General features: G+C 43.0%; 12 protein-coding genes. 10 read left to right on the plus strand and 2 right to left on the minus strand.

The features are described from left to right. Positions 1–56: 56 nt before the first annotated feature. On the minus strand, positions 57–962 hold the full coding sequence (locus FLA_RS06580) for an RpnC/YadD family protein (RefSeq protein ID WP_076380047.1): 906 nt from the start codon (positions 960–962) through the stop codon (positions 57–59). Between the two features lie 136 nt (positions 963–1,098). Between FLA_RS06580 and FLA_RS06585 the strand changes: the two genes are divergently transcribed. Then, complete coding sequence (locus tag FLA_RS06585; RefSeq protein WP_076380046.1) at positions 1,099–2,412, plus strand: acetylxylan esterase; 1,314 nt, start codon at positions 1,099–1,101, stop codon at positions 2,410–2,412. 19 nt (positions 2,413–2,431) lie between these two features. On the opposite strand, the gene FLA_RS06590 is transcribed toward FLA_RS06585, so the two are convergent. After that, positions 2,432–3,160 (minus strand): phosphatase PAP2 family protein, encoded by a 729-nt coding sequence (locus FLA_RS06590; RefSeq protein WP_076380045.1) that lies wholly within the window; start codon positions 3,158–3,160, stop codon positions 2,432–2,434. A gap of 364 nt (positions 3,161–3,524) precedes the next feature. Here FLA_RS06590 and FLA_RS06595 point away from each other — a divergent pair, with 364 nt between their 5' ends. The 9 genes from FLA_RS06595 to FLA_RS06635 all read left to right on the plus strand — a co-directional run bounded on the left by FLA_RS06595 (position 3,525) and on the right by FLA_RS06635 (position 14,919). Continuing rightward, positions 3,525–5,951: a TonB-dependent receptor gene (locus tag FLA_RS06595; protein WP_076380044.1), complete on the plus strand. Its 2,427-nt coding sequence runs from the start codon at positions 3,525–3,527 to the stop codon at positions 5,949–5,951. A 424-nt stretch (positions 5,952–6,375) separates the two neighbouring features. Continuing rightward, on the plus strand, positions 6,376–8,871 hold the full coding sequence (locus tag FLA_RS06600; RefSeq protein WP_076380043.1) for a histidine kinase dimerization/phosphoacceptor domain -containing protein: 2,496 nt from the start codon (positions 6,376–6,378) through the stop codon (positions 8,869–8,871). A gap of 13 nt (positions 8,872–8,884) precedes the next feature. Beyond that, the gene (locus FLA_RS06605) at positions 8,885–10,846 is read left to right on the plus strand and encodes a sigma 54-interacting response regulator (protein ID WP_076380216.1); all 1,962 of its coding nucleotides are present in this window, start codon (positions 8,885–8,887) and stop codon (positions 10,844–10,846) included. Positions 10,847–11,044: 198 nt separating this feature from the next. Beyond that, the gene (locus tag FLA_RS06610) at positions 11,045–11,266 is read left to right on the plus strand and encodes a 2TM domain-containing protein (RefSeq protein WP_076380042.1); all 222 of its coding nucleotides are present in this window, start codon (positions 11,045–11,047) and stop codon (positions 11,264–11,266) included. Positions 11,267–11,276: 10 nt separating this feature from the next. Continuing rightward, positions 11,277–11,858: a cupin domain-containing protein gene (locus FLA_RS06615; RefSeq protein WP_076380041.1), complete on the plus strand. Its 582-nt coding sequence runs from the start codon at positions 11,277–11,279 to the stop codon at positions 11,856–11,858. A gap of 3 nt (positions 11,859–11,861) precedes the next feature. Further along, positions 11,862–12,449 (plus strand): carboxymuconolactone decarboxylase family protein, encoded by a 588-nt coding sequence (locus tag FLA_RS06620; protein ID WP_076380040.1) that lies wholly within the window; start codon positions 11,862–11,864, stop codon positions 12,447–12,449. 38 nt (positions 12,450–12,487) lie between these two features. Continuing rightward, positions 12,488–13,300 carry an alpha/beta fold hydrolase gene (locus FLA_RS06625; protein ID WP_076380039.1) on the plus strand — a complete coding sequence of 271 codons (813 nt, stop codon included), beginning with the start codon at positions 12,488–12,490 and terminating at the stop codon, positions 13,298–13,300. Positions 13,301–13,348: 48 nt separating this feature from the next. Then, positions 13,349–14,071 (plus strand): putative quinol monooxygenase, encoded by a 723-nt coding sequence (locus tag FLA_RS06630; RefSeq protein WP_159445123.1) that lies wholly within the window; start codon positions 13,349–13,351, stop codon positions 14,069–14,071. A 32-nt stretch (positions 14,072–14,103) separates the two neighbouring features. After that, entirely contained in the window at positions 14,104–14,919 is an 816-nt protein-coding gene (locus tag FLA_RS06635; protein ID WP_084206308.1) for a DJ-1/PfpI/YhbO family deglycase/protease, read from the plus strand. Positions 14,920–14,923 lie beyond the last annotated feature (4 nt).

Below are 14,923 nucleotides of genomic sequence, written 5' to 3' on the forward strand. Positions count from 1 at the left end.
TTTAATAGAAGCGCTGACCTTTTGGTTGGCTTCTATTATTAAAATATAGTAGTGAATTACTGTAGTGACTTCTTTACTTCTTCCACGTATTCTTGTGTGGTGTAGGCTAGATCAGCTATTTGTGCATTGGTGAACTGGCCTACCGCTAATAAATTAGCTACAAAGGCATGCTTCAATTCCTGACGCTCTTGTACACGTCCTTTTTCAAAGCCAACTTTTTCGGCTCTATCGAGTACAAATTCTCTGATTCCCATTGTCTTTGCGTTGTTGGTTAATACCTCAATTGCCTCATCAAATTTAATATTATAGTCCGGATTGGCAAAATGGACATAAAACTGCAGGAAAATCAATAGTTTATCAATTTTTTTCCTGGGTATTTGTTTTTGCAACAGGCTTTTGGCCAGGGCGTATTTCAGGCGGAATAAATTCTCGTCATTGCCTTTTTGTTTTTTTAATGCCAGTAGAACGGTTAAAACTATAGTGGCAAACGGGTTCTCGTCTTCTGATAACTGTTGCTCATCCTGCTCTATGATCTTATAGGTATTAAACTCAAAAGTGTTTTTAGTTCCTAGAAATTCATAGCAATAGGCGGATGGTATAAACCTTTTATTGCCATCCGTAAAAATAGCAACTGCGGTTACGGGCTTGTCGTATTTGTCCAGTATACGGTAGAAGTAAGTGAACATACGTTTAGCGAAATGCTTGTCATCGTATCCCTGCACTTCTACATGCACGAGAATCCATTTGTCTTTACCTTCTTTGGTATATACTTTTACCAGTTTGTCAACAAACCGGGGTGTATTGCTGGTATCGGCCGGAAACAGTTGTTCCAGCTCTTTATCCAGGTATTGAAATTCTCTTTGCATATCAAACAAGGTGTCTGCTTCTTTAAAAAAGAAACGCAGGAAATCGTCAAACACATGTTCCAATATGCTTTTCCATAGGGCGTCATCCTTATTCATAGCTACTGAAAATAGAAATAGCCGGTAAAGGAAAAAAACGATACAATCTGTTATGCGCAATCGTTTCCGCTAATTGCTGTTTATATAATAAACGGATGCTATATTTTTAAAGCATCATAGATTAATGCATTGTTATATGAAGAAATATTTGTTGATGGTAGCAGCGGTTTGCTTTGCATGTGCTTTAAAAGCGCAAACGGCCGCGCCTTTAAAAATGGTAGACTTTGTGTTCACGCCCGATCATGCCAACTGGAATTATACGGTGAATGAAAATGCTTTTATCAATGTAAGTGTGCTACAGTATGGCGTTCCGGTAAGTGGTGTGAAGGTGGACTATCAAACAGGTATGGAAATGCTGCCGGCTGAAAAGAAGGAAACAGCTACCTGGGCAAACGGTACGGGAAGGATTGCTTTAGGCACTACAAAGGAGCCGGGCTTCCGGCAGCTGGTAGTAAAGGCTACTGTGAACGGAAAACAATATTCCGGAGAAATTAAGGTGGCTTATTCGCCGGAAAAGATAGCGCCTACGGTTAATATGCCAGACGACTTTGTGCAGTTTTGGGATGCGGCAAAGGCGGCAGCGGCTAAAGTGCCAATGGACGCCCTATTGACCTATCTGCCTGAAAAAAGTACCGGAACGGTAGATGTTTACCTGGTGAATATACAGAACTACAAAAAGGGACAGCGCTTATATGGCTTTTTGTGTAAACCCAAAGCAGCTGGTAAATACCCGGTAATACTGGAACCGCCAGGGGCAGGTGTAAAGCCTGTGAGTCCGGGTATGGCTTATGCCAACCAGGGCTTTATCTCGCTGAGTATAGAAATACATGGTATTTCACCTTTGCTGGATAATGAAACCTATGCTAATATCAGCAATGCTTTTGGTAATTATTGGTGGAACCAGCTGGATGACAGGGATAATTACTATTATAAAAGCGTATACCTCGGTTGTGTGCGGGCAATAGACTTTTTGTGCAGCCTGCCTGAGTTTGATGGTAAAAACGTAGCAGTAGCAGGTGGCAGCCAGGGTGGCGCTTTGGCTATTGTTACGGCAGCACTGGATAAGCGGGTGAAATGCCTGGTAAGCTTTTATCCTGCTTTGTGTGATATTACGGGATACTTACATAATCGTGCAGGTGGATGGCCGCATTTACTGTCGCAGGCTAACCAGCAGCAAAACAACAAGCCGGAAAAACTGCGCACCCTGAGTTATTACGATGTGGTGAATTTTGCCAAACAGATAACGGTACCAGGTTTTTATTCCTGGGGATATAATGATAATACCGTGCCACCTACCTCCGTGTTTGCGGCGGTGAATTCGGTAAAAGCGCCTAAGAATATAGTGCTAACGCCTATTTCGGGGCATTGGCGGTTTCCGGAAACCAACGAGACTTCTATGGCCTGGGTAAAGCAACAACTGGGCTTAGATAGCGCCCCAAAACAACCTTAACCAGGTTCTTGAACTGTTTTTAGTTCATTGCCATTGCAGCAGGATCATTGATATAGGGAGAAACCGTTTGCTTTTTCTGCAACAGCTTTACCACTTTAGGATATAAAAAGTAAGAAGCCTGTGTAGATAAGATGCCGATTCCTGCACCCGTTACTACATCGCTTAACCAGTGTTTATTGTTATACATTCTTAAATAGCCGGTGGTGGCAGCTACTGCATAGCCGGCTATGCCATACCAGGGCGATACATCTTTATATTCCATGCGCATAAATTCGGCACTGGCAAAAGCCGTGGCTGTATGGCCGGAAGGGAAGGAGAGCTTGTTGGAATAATCGGGCCTTGTTTCCTGGGTCATTCTTTTTAAGGAATGGATGGTAGCGCCCTGTATCAGGGTGGCAATACCAAACAGGAAAGTTCTGTTGGTAAAGTTGTTGCGTCCTTTAATACCGGCCAGGTTTAATGCATAAACGGCAGCAGCGGGCGTCCATTGTAAATAATTATCTACGTGTATATGTTGTTCTATGTTCATGTTGGCTAAGCGGCCATGTACATCGGTATTCCAATTTTTAAATACAGGAGTGTGTAAAGCAGCAAAGCCATAGCCTACCATTGCCATGGGTACCAATAGGGTAGGTTTAATGGCAAAATGGGTTTTGCCTGAATCCGGAACTATCGCTGATTGAGCGTTCAAGGTAGCCGGGAGGGTAGCTGTTAAAAAAGCCAGGCCAGTAATGAATGATCTTATCATAACGTAAACATAACCTGTAATTCGGAAGAAAAACACGATCAATGGGCGGTTAAGGGGCTTTTAAGCCGATTCTAAGGGTATTTACAGCCGGTAGGTGCGCGGCTCCGGCACGCTGATAGTGGTGGCTTTTACGGAGGAATGAGGTGTAAATACCGGGCAGATGCACTCCGCTTGGTTAACCACGAAAGGTGCTACAGGTTGTTTTTTGCTCCAGAAAGTCTTGATAATTAAGCCTTAAGGCGGTTTGGGATTTCTTCCCTTTTTCCTCATTTAGTAAATGCTTCTCCGCATATCGCAAAGAGCGGCGTTAAGGTTTGCGTTGCTTTGCGTGCCTGTTTTACAACAGGTATTTAAAATAATCCACATGTTACGTTTATTAACCGGCTGCTGTTTGGCAGCCTTACTCAGTACCCCCGTACTATTATCGGCCCAGACCAGAGAAAAATTACAAACCGTAGAAAATACAGGAAGCATTACAGGTCGCATTTTATCCGTAGACAGTTTGCCCATGGAACTGATTTCTGTTTCGTTGGTAGAGCTGAAAAGAGGCACCCTTACCAGTATGACCGGTGAATACAGACTAGATCATGTTTTGCCTGGAAAATATACCCTGCGCATTCAGCTGCTGGGAGCTAAAGAAATTGATATTCCGGTAGAGATAACAGTGGGCGAAGTAGTTACCAACAGTTACCAGCTTACCAAAGAAAATATCCAGGCGCTGCAGGAAGTAAGGGTGGTGAACAGCGTAAACAGATTTGCGAAAAAGGAAAGTGTATACGTGGCGCGTATGCCATTGAAAAACCTGGAAAACCCACAGGTATATAACTCGGTTTCTAAAGAACTGATACAGGAGCAAATGGCGGTGGACTTAGGTAGCGTGGCTAAAAGCGTACCGGGTGCCGGCATTCCTATGATTGCTAACCAGGGACGTGTTACTTTCCGCTCCCGTGGTTTTGAAACTGAACCTAACGCCCGTAATGGTGTGGCGGGTGCTGCTTTTTCTAATATAGATGTGGCCAACCTGGAAAAATTTGAAGCCATTAAAGGCCCTTCTTCTGCTTTATTCGGAACTAACATTTCCAGCAGTTATGGTGGTTTGTTTAACCGTGTAACCAAAAAGCCTTATAACGGTACCGGTGTGGAAGTAGGCTATACAGGTGGCAGCTGGAACTACAACAGGCTTGCATTTGATGTAAACACTCCGGTGAATGCAGATAAAACGGCATTGTTGCGCTTTAATGGCGCTACCACTTTCGACAGAAGCTTTCAGGATCAGGGTTTTACCAATAACCTGAGCCTGGCACCCAGCTTTTCGTACCAGATCTCTGACCGTTTGTCTATGTTACTGGATATAGAATATGGACAGGCAAAAGGTACTTCTGTAGTGCGTTTTAATCCGGCTGCAACTGGTAAGGTGCAATCTATTGTTGACATGAAATTCCCTTACAACAAAACGTTTATGGGCAATGATATCACTTATAGCACACAGATGCTGAACATATTTGCGCAGTTCAATTATAAGATATCTGAAAGCTGGACTTCACAAACTGTTGTTTCCCGTGCACGTTCTTCTATTAATGGTTATATCACTGCATTGAACGGTGTTACTGATTCTACATTGCGTGGTAACGTTATTACAGGATATACCAACTTTATTGCTACCGATATTCAGCAAAACTTTATCGGCGATTTTAAGCTGGGTAAATTTCGTAACCGTATTGTGGCAGGGTTGGATTACTATAACAACTTTAATGATTTTGACCGTACTACGGTAAGTACCCCTACTATTAATTTTGTGAATCCTCCGTTAGATTACAGGATATCGCGCTATAAGATAGATTCTATCGCCAGCAGAGTTACTTCATCTACTGCATTGCGTAAAGAGAATGCTGGTGATAATACCTATGCTGCTTATGTGTCTGATGTGTTTAATATCACAGACCGTTGGTTGGTAATGGCTAGTTTACGGGTAGATCGTTATCAGTATAAAGGTGTGTATAATGTTACTTCCGGACTTACCAGCGGTGGTTTAGGTACCAGTGGCACACAGGCAGGTCCTTATGGACAAACCTCTTTATCTCATAAGTTAGGTATGGTGTATGAGATCTACAAAAATCATGTGTCTTTATTCGGTAACTACCTGAATGGGTTTTATAACAGGAGTGGCGCTTCTTTTGAAGGCGTTGCCTTTAAACCGGAGCATGGTAACCAGCTTGAGTTTGGTGTAAAGGCAGATGTGTTGGATCATAAATTGGTGGCTACTGTAAGTTATTACAATATTCGTGTGAAGGATATCCTGCGTACTGATACGGTAGCTGCCAATGCTAACAACGGTTATCAGATACAGGATGGTACCCAGGTAAGCAAAGGTGTAGAAGTGGATATCACTGCTAACCCTGTGAATGGATTGAACATTGTGGCAGGTTATGCTTATAACAACAGTAAGTTAACGAAGGCTGATTCTACTGTAAATGGATTACGCCCTGCTTTATCAGGTCCTGAGCATACCTACAATTTGTGGATCAGCTATCGCATACCTGGTGGTAATCTGAAAGGCTTTGGTGCCGGCTTTGGTGGCAACGCTGGTAGCATGAGCTATCAAACCAATACCTATAAAAGCAAATTAATTATCCCGTCTTATACTTTACTGGATGCTACTATCTTCTACGATCAGCCTAAATTCCGTATTGGCTTTAAAGTAGATAATATCACCAGCGAAAAAGCATGGAGCATTCGTTTAACTCCTCAAAACCCGGCTAAGTTTTTGGGTAGCTTAACATTGAAGTTTTAATATCATTTTACAGGCTATTAGAAAAGGTCGCTTCTGCATAGGAAGCGACCTTTTTTGTTGTCCGAATTTATTGTGCTGTGCATTCCGGAGTAGCTGCGTGCAGCAAATCAATTGTTATGGGTTTTGTAAATAAGATGTAGGTATTTGTAACACAGCTGCATTCATAAGAAGCAGCTGACTTAGTTGTACTAATTTTTAAATGTGTAAAGAAAAGTTTATTTTTTGTGCTAATTTAATACGATGGATTTCCCGAAATTGCCCGTTAACGCTGAAATCGCCGTTCAGTCAGCCTGAAAAAAGAATAGAAAATAGTACAGAAGATATCAGTAAATAATAGAACTATTCATAAACCAGTAAATAAGTGATTGTTTACCAGATGCGATACTGTAAAAAACCGGTCCTTTATACACTTCCCGCTATTTTTATGTGGTTGGTTGTTCCGCTATTGTCATTTTCCCAGGTAAACAGTAATGAGGATGCACAAATGTTATGGCAGCTTCGAAAGGCGAGTGCCGACAATGATCGTGTGCATCTATTGCTAAGGGCGGGTAAATATTACCTGTTGAGGGAATATTACCTGTTTAAAACGGGTAACCCACGAACGCAGTTGGACAGTGCTTCTTATTTCGCAGAAACAGCGCTTCAATTAAGCCGGTCTTTACAATATGAAAACGGAGTGAATGAAGCACTTTTATTAAAAGGCGACGCCTTTATCAGGAAAAGTGAAATGAAAAATGCACTTAACCTGTTAGAGGCGTTGCACGATTCCACTCGTTTCCGGTTACTGATTATATTAGCCCGGCATTACCTGTTTCATACAGACAGAACTAAAAAAGACCTGGATAGCTCGGTGCTTTTTTTAGAGCAGGCCAATAAAATAGCCCTGATTCACTTATCAGAAAAGTGGCAGGGTGAACGTATACATATCAGGGCCATGCATGCCTATATTACCGATGGTTGGCAGCAAAGCAAAAAGTTATACCTGGAAGCCATCAGCAAAATCAGTACTGCCGGTAATGAAGAAACAGAAGCACTATTGTGGCACGAACTGGCAACGTTGATTCCGTTGCATGAGAAAACAGGCGTTACCAGGCTTTATTGTTTTGAAAAAATGTATGCGCTGTATAAAACAAGCGGAAACCTTGAAAGGACGGCATGGGTGTTAAAAACGATAGCCGATATACACCTGGTGAATGGTAAGCTGGATGCAGCTGAAACAGAATTGCTGGAGGTGCTGGAGCGTTATAAAGCAATCGGATACCGGGATCTGCATTATATATACGATCTGCTGGCGGTAACCTGCCGCTATAAGGGTGATTTTAATAAGTGCATATTTTATGGATTAAAGGCGGTGGAATACATGGAGGCAACACATGATTCTACTTCGGCGCTTACTTTTTACAGCCGCCTTGCCAATATGTACAGGGAATCGGGCCAGCCAGACAAAAGTGTAGAGTGGTATGCAAAAACGCTTAGAGAGCGGAGTTTTAAAGATGATAACAACGTGCACATATTCAGGGATGCCGGCTTTTTTGCAAGGGAGCTTATAAAAGTAAAAAGGGAAAAAGATGCTTTGGTGTATATTCTCGATATCAGGGCAAAAAGCAAGCCCATTGGTGTGTATGCAGTGGCTTGCCTTACAGGTTCTTTAGCGTATTGCTATCATGCAGTAAAAGAAGAACGGCAGGCCGACAGATATTATCTTGAATTGATAAAATTGTCTGGCCAGCTACAGGGCAACAATGAAATCACTACCGATGTGTATTACGAAATAGGCAGGTACTTTATAGGTAAGTTGCAATACGGAAAAGCGGCCGTTTATTTACAAAGGGCGCTGGATACGGATGCGGCTCATGCGCTGGCAGTGGCCAAAGATATTCACCTGATGTTGTACAGAGCCGATTCCGGTATGGGTAATTATGCTTCGGCCATGCAACATTTGCTCAGGCACAAACAGCTGAGTGATTCCATTTTCAATGAAACCAAAAGTTGGCAAATGGAAGAGTTAAGGGTGCAGTACGAAGCCGCTAAAAGAGAAAAAAATATTGAAACGCTTAACACGCAAAACCAATTACAGCGTATTGGAGTGCAGCAAGCCAACAGGACAAGGAATATTACGCTTGCCTGTGTGGCTCTATTACTGATCATTGTAGGGTTATTATACAACCGTTACCTGATAAAGCATAAAACTAACCGTAAGCTGGAAGCACAGCGAAAAGAATTAGATCGTAAGAATAGTTACCTGGAAGCATTGAATATCCAACAGGATATATTATTGAAAGAAAAAGAATGGCTTATTAAAGAGGTGCATCACCGGGTAAAAAATAATCTTCAAATGGTGACAAGCCTGCTGAACTCGCAAACTGCCTATCTTAATAATGATGCTGCTGTGTTGGCGATAAAAGATAGTTTGCGGCGCATGCAGGCGATGTCGTTGATTCATCAAAAGCTTTACCAGGCTGAAAATGTATCGTCCATTGCTATGCAGGGATATATTGATGACCTGGTAACTTACTTACAAGACAGTTTTATTAACAGCGGCCACATAGTGTTTGAACAGCAGGTGGAAGAGCTGGAGCTGGATGTATCACAAGCTGTTCCGCTGGGGCTTATCATCAATGAATGTTTTGTAAATGCCATCAAATACGCATTTCCTGGTGAGCGGAAGGGCATTATTGGTATTCATTTACAACATGACGATGATGAGTACATACAGCTTCATATTTCAGATAATGGCGTAGGCTTGCCGGGTGGATTTGATCTGATGGCGCATCCATCTCTTGGAATTAACCTGGTGCGTGGACTGGTAAAGCAGTTAAAAGGTAATATTACTATTGTAAGTGATAATGGTTTAAGTGTAACAATCAGATTTGCCGTAGTGAGTAAGCAGAGTGTAGATGTTACATTCGTTCATTCTTAAGCAGCAAATTACCATGAATAAAAAATTGCTTATTGTTGAAGATGAATTTGTAGTAGCCAATGACCTGCAATTAATATTAACGCAGGCGGGCTATGCTATAACAGGTATTGCTGCCTCAGCCGAAGAGGCGGAGGAGTATTTGCAAAAGCAAACTCCCGACCTGGTTATCCTGGATATCCGGTTAAATGGAAAGCGCTCGGGAATTGCCCTTGCCAGGAAGTTAAAGCACGAAAATATTGCATTCATTTATTTGTCTGCCAACTCCAATCAAAAAGTGCTGGAAGAAGCAAAGGCTACGGAGCCTTATGGTTTTTTAGTGAAACCATTCCGGGAAAAAGACCTGTTGATTGCATTGGATATTGCCTGGTATCGTCATACGCACAGCCTTGAATCGAAATTGCGTAATGAAGAGCGTTTGCAAATAAAGCTCACAGAAATCAATAAGGAAGAGGGGGATGTACAACAAAAAATACGGAAGCTGGCCGGGGTTATTCAATCTTTTATCCCGTTTGATTTTATCGCAGCAGGAGTAAGGCCACTGAATACAGAAAAGTTTAGTGATATAGGCTATTTACGTGTTGGGTTTGATGAATACCAGTTGATTGGTGAAAAAGAATTAATCACCATCACTGGTTTGCATAAAGACGCCTTGTATAGTGTTATCGAAAATAGTCATGCGGATAGAGATGCTGGTATTTATAACAGCGAAAAATCAGTAGATAATTCCGGCAACCATTCGTTGCAAAGAATGTTGTTAGACGGTTTGCGATTGGATACATACCTGGTATTCCCGGTTGCTGCGGGTTATGGCTTGTCCATTCATTATTTTTTCTATAGCAGGCAGCCCGGTATATATAACCAAAGCCATATCGCCTTTCTAAACCGGATAAAAACATGGCTGGCAAACCTGTCGGAAAAAATAATCTATTACGAAACATCGGTGCCTGAATATAATAAGCTGTCCGTTCCGCCAGGTGAGGAGCAGGCGGATGCTGCATTTTGTCCCGGTTTCAAAAGCATTATTGGTAATCATCATCTTTTATTAGCTGCATTAGATCTGGCAACGCAGGTGGCTCCTTATAGTACCTCTGTGCTGATACTGGGAGAGAGCGGTACGGGTAAAGAAAAGGTGGCCGAATCTATCCATGCGCTTTCCAACAGGAACAAAGGCCCGTTCATTAAAGTGAACTGTGCGGCTATTCCGGTAACATTGGTAGAGTCGGAGTTGTTTGGCCATGAAAAAGGTGCTTTTACAGGGGCTATTGAAAAGCGCAAAGGAAAGTTTGAGCTGGCAGATAACGGAACTATTTTTTTAGATGAGATTGGTGAGCTGCCATTGGCCATACAAGTGAAATTATTACGGGTTTTACAGGAAAGGGAGATTGAGCATGTTGGTGGCAGTGTGCCTGTGAAAGTCAATGTTCGTATTGTAACGGCCACTAACCGTGACCTGGAAAAGGAAGTAGCCGAAGGCAGGTTCCGGCTTGATTTGTATTATCGGCTGAATGTGTTTCCCATAACGTTGCCGCCACTGCGTGAGCGTAAAACAGATATAGAAGCACTATCTGTATTTTTTGGTAATAAATTTTGTAAGGCATTCAATAAGCCTTTTCATGGCATTGCAGACGCTATGCTTCAAAAGATACACGCATATAGTTGGCCTGGCAATATTCGCGAACTGGAGAATGTGATAGAGCAGTCTGTTGTTTTGAATGATGGCAGAACAAAATTGCAGTTAATGCGGGAGTTTTCGCCGGCTATTGTTGATAGCAACGAAAAACCGGGCATCCACACCTTTGATGAGGTAAGGCATGTGCAGCAGGAAACAGAAAGAGCCTATATCGCTTCCGTTCTTCAAAAAACAAAAGGGCGTATACGTGGAGTGAATGGTGCCGCAGAGTTATTAAACATCAAACCTACCACTCTTGAATCTAAAATGGCCAAACTGAATATAAAGAAGCAGGATTTTAATTAACCCACTCCGAGATTATCGGATATAAATAAAGAAACTCCGATACTTTCGGAGGGCACGCTTAGGCTACTATTCTTCGGTATAGCAAGCTGCGGTTTATATTGCCTTTAATTCCAGCAGGTTACATAATAGCCTACCCCTGAATGCGCCTGTTGTTGCCGGATGGCATACAAATAGTAAACGTATATCTAAACTAATTGTATGACCTATCAAACGCAATGGAACGAAGCTACCGTCGATTCTAAAAAAGGTTTCAGAATCCATTTCCTTGTTTTCGTGCTTGCTATACCTGTTATGTGGATAGTATGGTACTTTACCAGCAGAAGCTATCCCTGGCCGTTATGGTCTACCATAGCCTGGGGCATCGGTGTGCTTTTTCATTACCTGGGTGTGTTTGTTTTTAAAAAACCAAAGAATAATTAAAAACACACCTATGAATCAGCAACAAAAAACATTCAGACGTATTGTAACCGGGCATGATGCAGCAGGTAACGCCATTCTTATTTCTGATGCGCCACCTACACATACGCAACTGGTGGGCGGGCCAGGCGGACCTACCTTTTTTGAAGTATGGCATACATTGGAAACGCCGGCATTGATTTATGCGCAGCCGGTAGAGCCTGGTGAAAATGGGCTGGTATTGCCCCCTCCTAAAAACGGCACCCGTATACGGGTGATTGAATTTCCACCGGAAGGAGAAGAGATTCAAAAACTTACCGGCGCAGATGCGGCAGCTAAATTCAAATCAATGGGGGATGAAAAAGCTTCCACCTCTAACGAGGCGGCGCCACACCCATTGATGCACCGTACTAAAACAGTGGATTATGGCATTGTACTGGAAGGCGAAATAACATTGGTGCTGGATAAGGAAGAAGCGATTATCCGGGCGGGGGATATTATTGTGCAAAATGGTACCAATCATGCCTGGGCCAACCGCTCCGGCAACATTTGCCGTATGGTGTTTATCCTGATCGACGGAGCGTTTACCGATGAAGTAGTACATCCTAAAAACTAAAACATGCGTATTCAACCATTACCTCCGGATACGCTGGATAAAGAAATTCGTCCGGTGCATGATGAAATTGCCAACCTTATAGGACGAAGCCAAAGCCAGGTTACCATGATAGATGCAACTGGTGCATTGCTGGGGCCTTTCCCGGCCATGTTGCATTATCCGCAGTTTGGTATACCGGCGTTAAGTTTTCTCCGGGCGCTTGATATGCATGCCACATTAGATAAACGTGTACGGGAAGTGGCCATACTCACTGTAGGGGCCGCTTTTAGTGCCCGTTTCGAGCTGTATGCCCACGAAATAATGGCCGAAGCTTTTGGTATAGCTCCCGATATTATAGCATCGCTTGTAGCAGGCAACCATCCTGATGGTTTAAGCGAACAGGAAGCTATTGCGCATACTATTGCGCGTGTGCTGGTGGCCGGGCGTGTGGTGCCGGATGCTACTTATAAGCGGGCTGTTCTGTTGCTGGGGCAGGATGCTGTGGCAGAGCTCTTCTTTCTTATTGCAGGGTATTGTCTGATAGCCACCATCCTAAACGGATTTGATATGCCAGTGCCTGAACATGGCAGCGATATGAGGGCTTTCTCTTAAGGGATATCCACTTTAAAAATCAGCTAAAAAAAACAATAATGAAAACGTCAATTGTGCGGATGTTGTGTATAGCAGCAATTATTGCAATGCTGGCCGCATGTGCCGGTAATGAAAAGCCACCCGCAGGCACGCCTAAAACTTATGTGCTGGTACATGGCGCCTGGCAGGCTTCGTATGTATGGGATTCTGTACAGGCCGATCTTGTTAAAAGCGGGAACAAGGTAATAGTAGTAAAGCTGCCGGGGCATGGCACTGATTCTACAGCAGTGTATCAGCTGAGCCTTGATGTATACAGGGATAAAGTGATAGATGCCATTGCACAGGCCGACAGTAATGTTATCCTGGTAGGGCATAGTATGGGCGGAATGGTAATTTCCGGTGTGGCAGAAAAAATACCCCATAAAATAGGCAAACTGGTTTACATAGGGGCTTTCCTGCCTGCAACCGGGCAGGCGCTTACCGATCTTGCTTATTCAGATTCCGCTTCTCGACTGGGGCCGTTGCTGATACCTTCTGCCAACCAGTTAACGCTGGATGTAAAACACGACAGCCTTACGTATCTCTTTATCAATGATGGCACACCTGCCATCAAAAGCCTGTTGCTGGCTAATTACCGCGCAGAGCCGGCAATTCCGTTTACCAGCAAGGTTACGCTTACTAAAGCGAATTTTGGTTCAGTGAATAAAGTATATATCAAAACATTACAGGATATAGTGATTTCTCCGGCTATGCAGAACCGGATGATAGCAGCTGCCGGCATTGATAAGGTATATACTATTAACACCAGTCATTCGCCTTTTCTGGCACAACCACATGCTGTTGCTGACTTGTTAATAAAGGCTGCACAATAGCAATAGCCTGTATCGTAAACAAGCTTATCCCATTAAATGCTATTCACAATGACAGCGCATATAATATTCGCATGGTGCATGCTGCTGGGCAGCATATCTGTAAAAGTGCAAAAAACAAACAGAATGGAGCAGGTAGTTGTATTAACTCGATTGGAAGTGAAAAAAGATCACGGTGATCAATTTCGTAAATTACTCAGTGCGTATGTGAACAGCGCTGTTGACAATGCCCATAACATTATGGCAGAAGCTTATTATGAAGAAGGAAGCCCGGAGGTGTTATGGGTGATAGAAAGATGGAGCAGTGAAACAGAACTGGAGAAAATGAAAAACAGCGCAAAGTTTACTCCTGTAAAAAAACTGTTTGAAAAGGAATTGGCGCAACCTGTTAAAACCATGTATGTAAAAGACCTGGAACCGCTTTCCAAAGAAGCATGGAGAAGGGAGCCAGGAGAGAAGGATACACCTGTAACTATCATGTTATTTGTGGATAGCCAGGAGGGAACCGAGGGCCGGTTTAAGGAAGTATACCATACTGCTATGCCGCAATTCAGAAGTGAGCCTGGCGTTATCAATTACCAGCTTTCGCAACTGCAGGACGACAGTACGCAGTTCGTTACCTACGAAAAGTTCAGGAACGAAGATGCTTTCCAGTATCATCTCCGTTTTCCGCCCATACAACCTGTAATAGACTATCTCAACAGCAGTATTAAAAAACAACCTTTCCAGGCCGGGCTTCACAGGTTGATACGATTTGCGCCATTCAGTAAATAACAATAGTGCATCACCATAAAAAAATCAATGAAATGAAATGTATTCATCAGACCGTGCTGGCTGGTATTGTAAGTGCTTTTACACTATTGAATGCAACAGCACAGGTTACTATAAAAACAAAGACAATGACTAGTCATGAACTTTCGGTATTGAATCAATTGGCATCGCCCGCAGTGGTGGTGAATATGCCTGTATCTCAACTGTTAAATGCTCCCGGCAATGAAGCCTTGCGTGCATTCTTTTTTACCCCGGTAGCGGATACCACGGTGTTAAAAGGAAAAAAGATAGCGGTTATTGCCGCAGATGGTTTCGAAGAAATAGAATTACTGGGGCCTGTATGGTATTTTAAACAGCTGGGGGCGCAGGTAGATATTGTTGCACCTAAGTATAATCCTGCACCGGAAAGGTATGGTCTGATGTATCCGGAAATGTCAAAAACACATATCATGGCTATACAGTATCTGCAGCCGGTAGGCTGGATAAAATTTGACCGTACTGCCGATCAGATAAAAGTAAGCGATTATGATGCGGCTTTTATACCCGGCGGCGCCTGGAACCCGGATAATCTCCGGAACGATAAGGATGTGATTCAATTTATCCGTGACTTCAATCAATCAGGAAAGCTGATCGCTGCTATTTGTCATGCACCTGTTGTTTTAGCGTCTGCTGATATTCTGAAAGGTAAGAAGCTGACGGGGTACTGGAACATACAGGTTGATTTGAAAAACGCGGGTGGTATTGTATCAGATCAACCTGTAGTAACAGATGGCAACCTTATTACCAGCAGGCATCCTATTGATGTTGCCGACTTTTCCAGGGCGGTAGAAAGCTGGTTAATTAAAAAGTAAACAA

This window comes from Filimonas lacunae, from assembly GCF_002355595.1.
In the GTDB taxonomy this organism is placed as follows: domain Bacteria; phylum Bacteroidota; class Bacteroidia; order Chitinophagales; family Chitinophagaceae; genus Filimonas; species Filimonas lacunae.

Bases quoted from the DNA above. Each gene is read 5' to 3' on its own strand.
- FLA_RS06580 (WP_076380047.1), bottom strand. From the start codon at position 962: ATGAATAAGGATGACGCCCTATGGAAAAGCATATTGGAACATGTGTTT.
- FLA_RS06585 (WP_076380046.1), top strand. From the start codon at position 1,099: ATGAAGAAATATTTGTTGATGGTAGCAGCGGTTTGCTTTGCATGTGCT.
- FLA_RS06590 (WP_076380045.1), bottom strand. From the start codon at position 3,160: ATGATAAGATCATTCATTACTGGCCTGGCTTTTTTAACAGCTACCCTC.
- FLA_RS06595 (WP_076380044.1), top strand. From the start codon at position 3,525: ATGTTACGTTTATTAACCGGCTGCTGTTTGGCAGCCTTACTCAGTACC.
- FLA_RS06600 (WP_076380043.1), top strand. From the start codon at position 6,376: ATGTGGTTGGTTGTTCCGCTATTGTCATTTTCCCAGGTAAACAGTAAT.
- FLA_RS06605 (WP_076380216.1), top strand. From the start codon at position 8,885: ATGAATAAAAAATTGCTTATTGTTGAAGATGAATTTGTAGTAGCCAAT.
- FLA_RS06610 (WP_076380042.1), top strand. From the start codon at position 11,045: ATGACCTATCAAACGCAATGGAACGAAGCTACCGTCGATTCTAAAAAA.
- FLA_RS06615 (WP_076380041.1), top strand. From the start codon at position 11,277: ATGAATCAGCAACAAAAAACATTCAGACGTATTGTAACCGGGCATGAT.
- FLA_RS06620 (WP_076380040.1), top strand. From the start codon at position 11,862: ATGCGTATTCAACCATTACCTCCGGATACGCTGGATAAAGAAATTCGT.
- FLA_RS06625 (WP_076380039.1), top strand. From the start codon at position 12,488: ATGAAAACGTCAATTGTGCGGATGTTGTGTATAGCAGCAATTATTGCA.
- FLA_RS06630 (WP_159445123.1), top strand. From the start codon at position 13,349: ATGACAGCGCATATAATATTCGCATGGTGCATGCTGCTGGGCAGCATA.
- FLA_RS06635 (WP_084206308.1), top strand. From the start codon at position 14,104: ATGAAATGTATTCATCAGACCGTGCTGGCTGGTATTGTAAGTGCTTTT.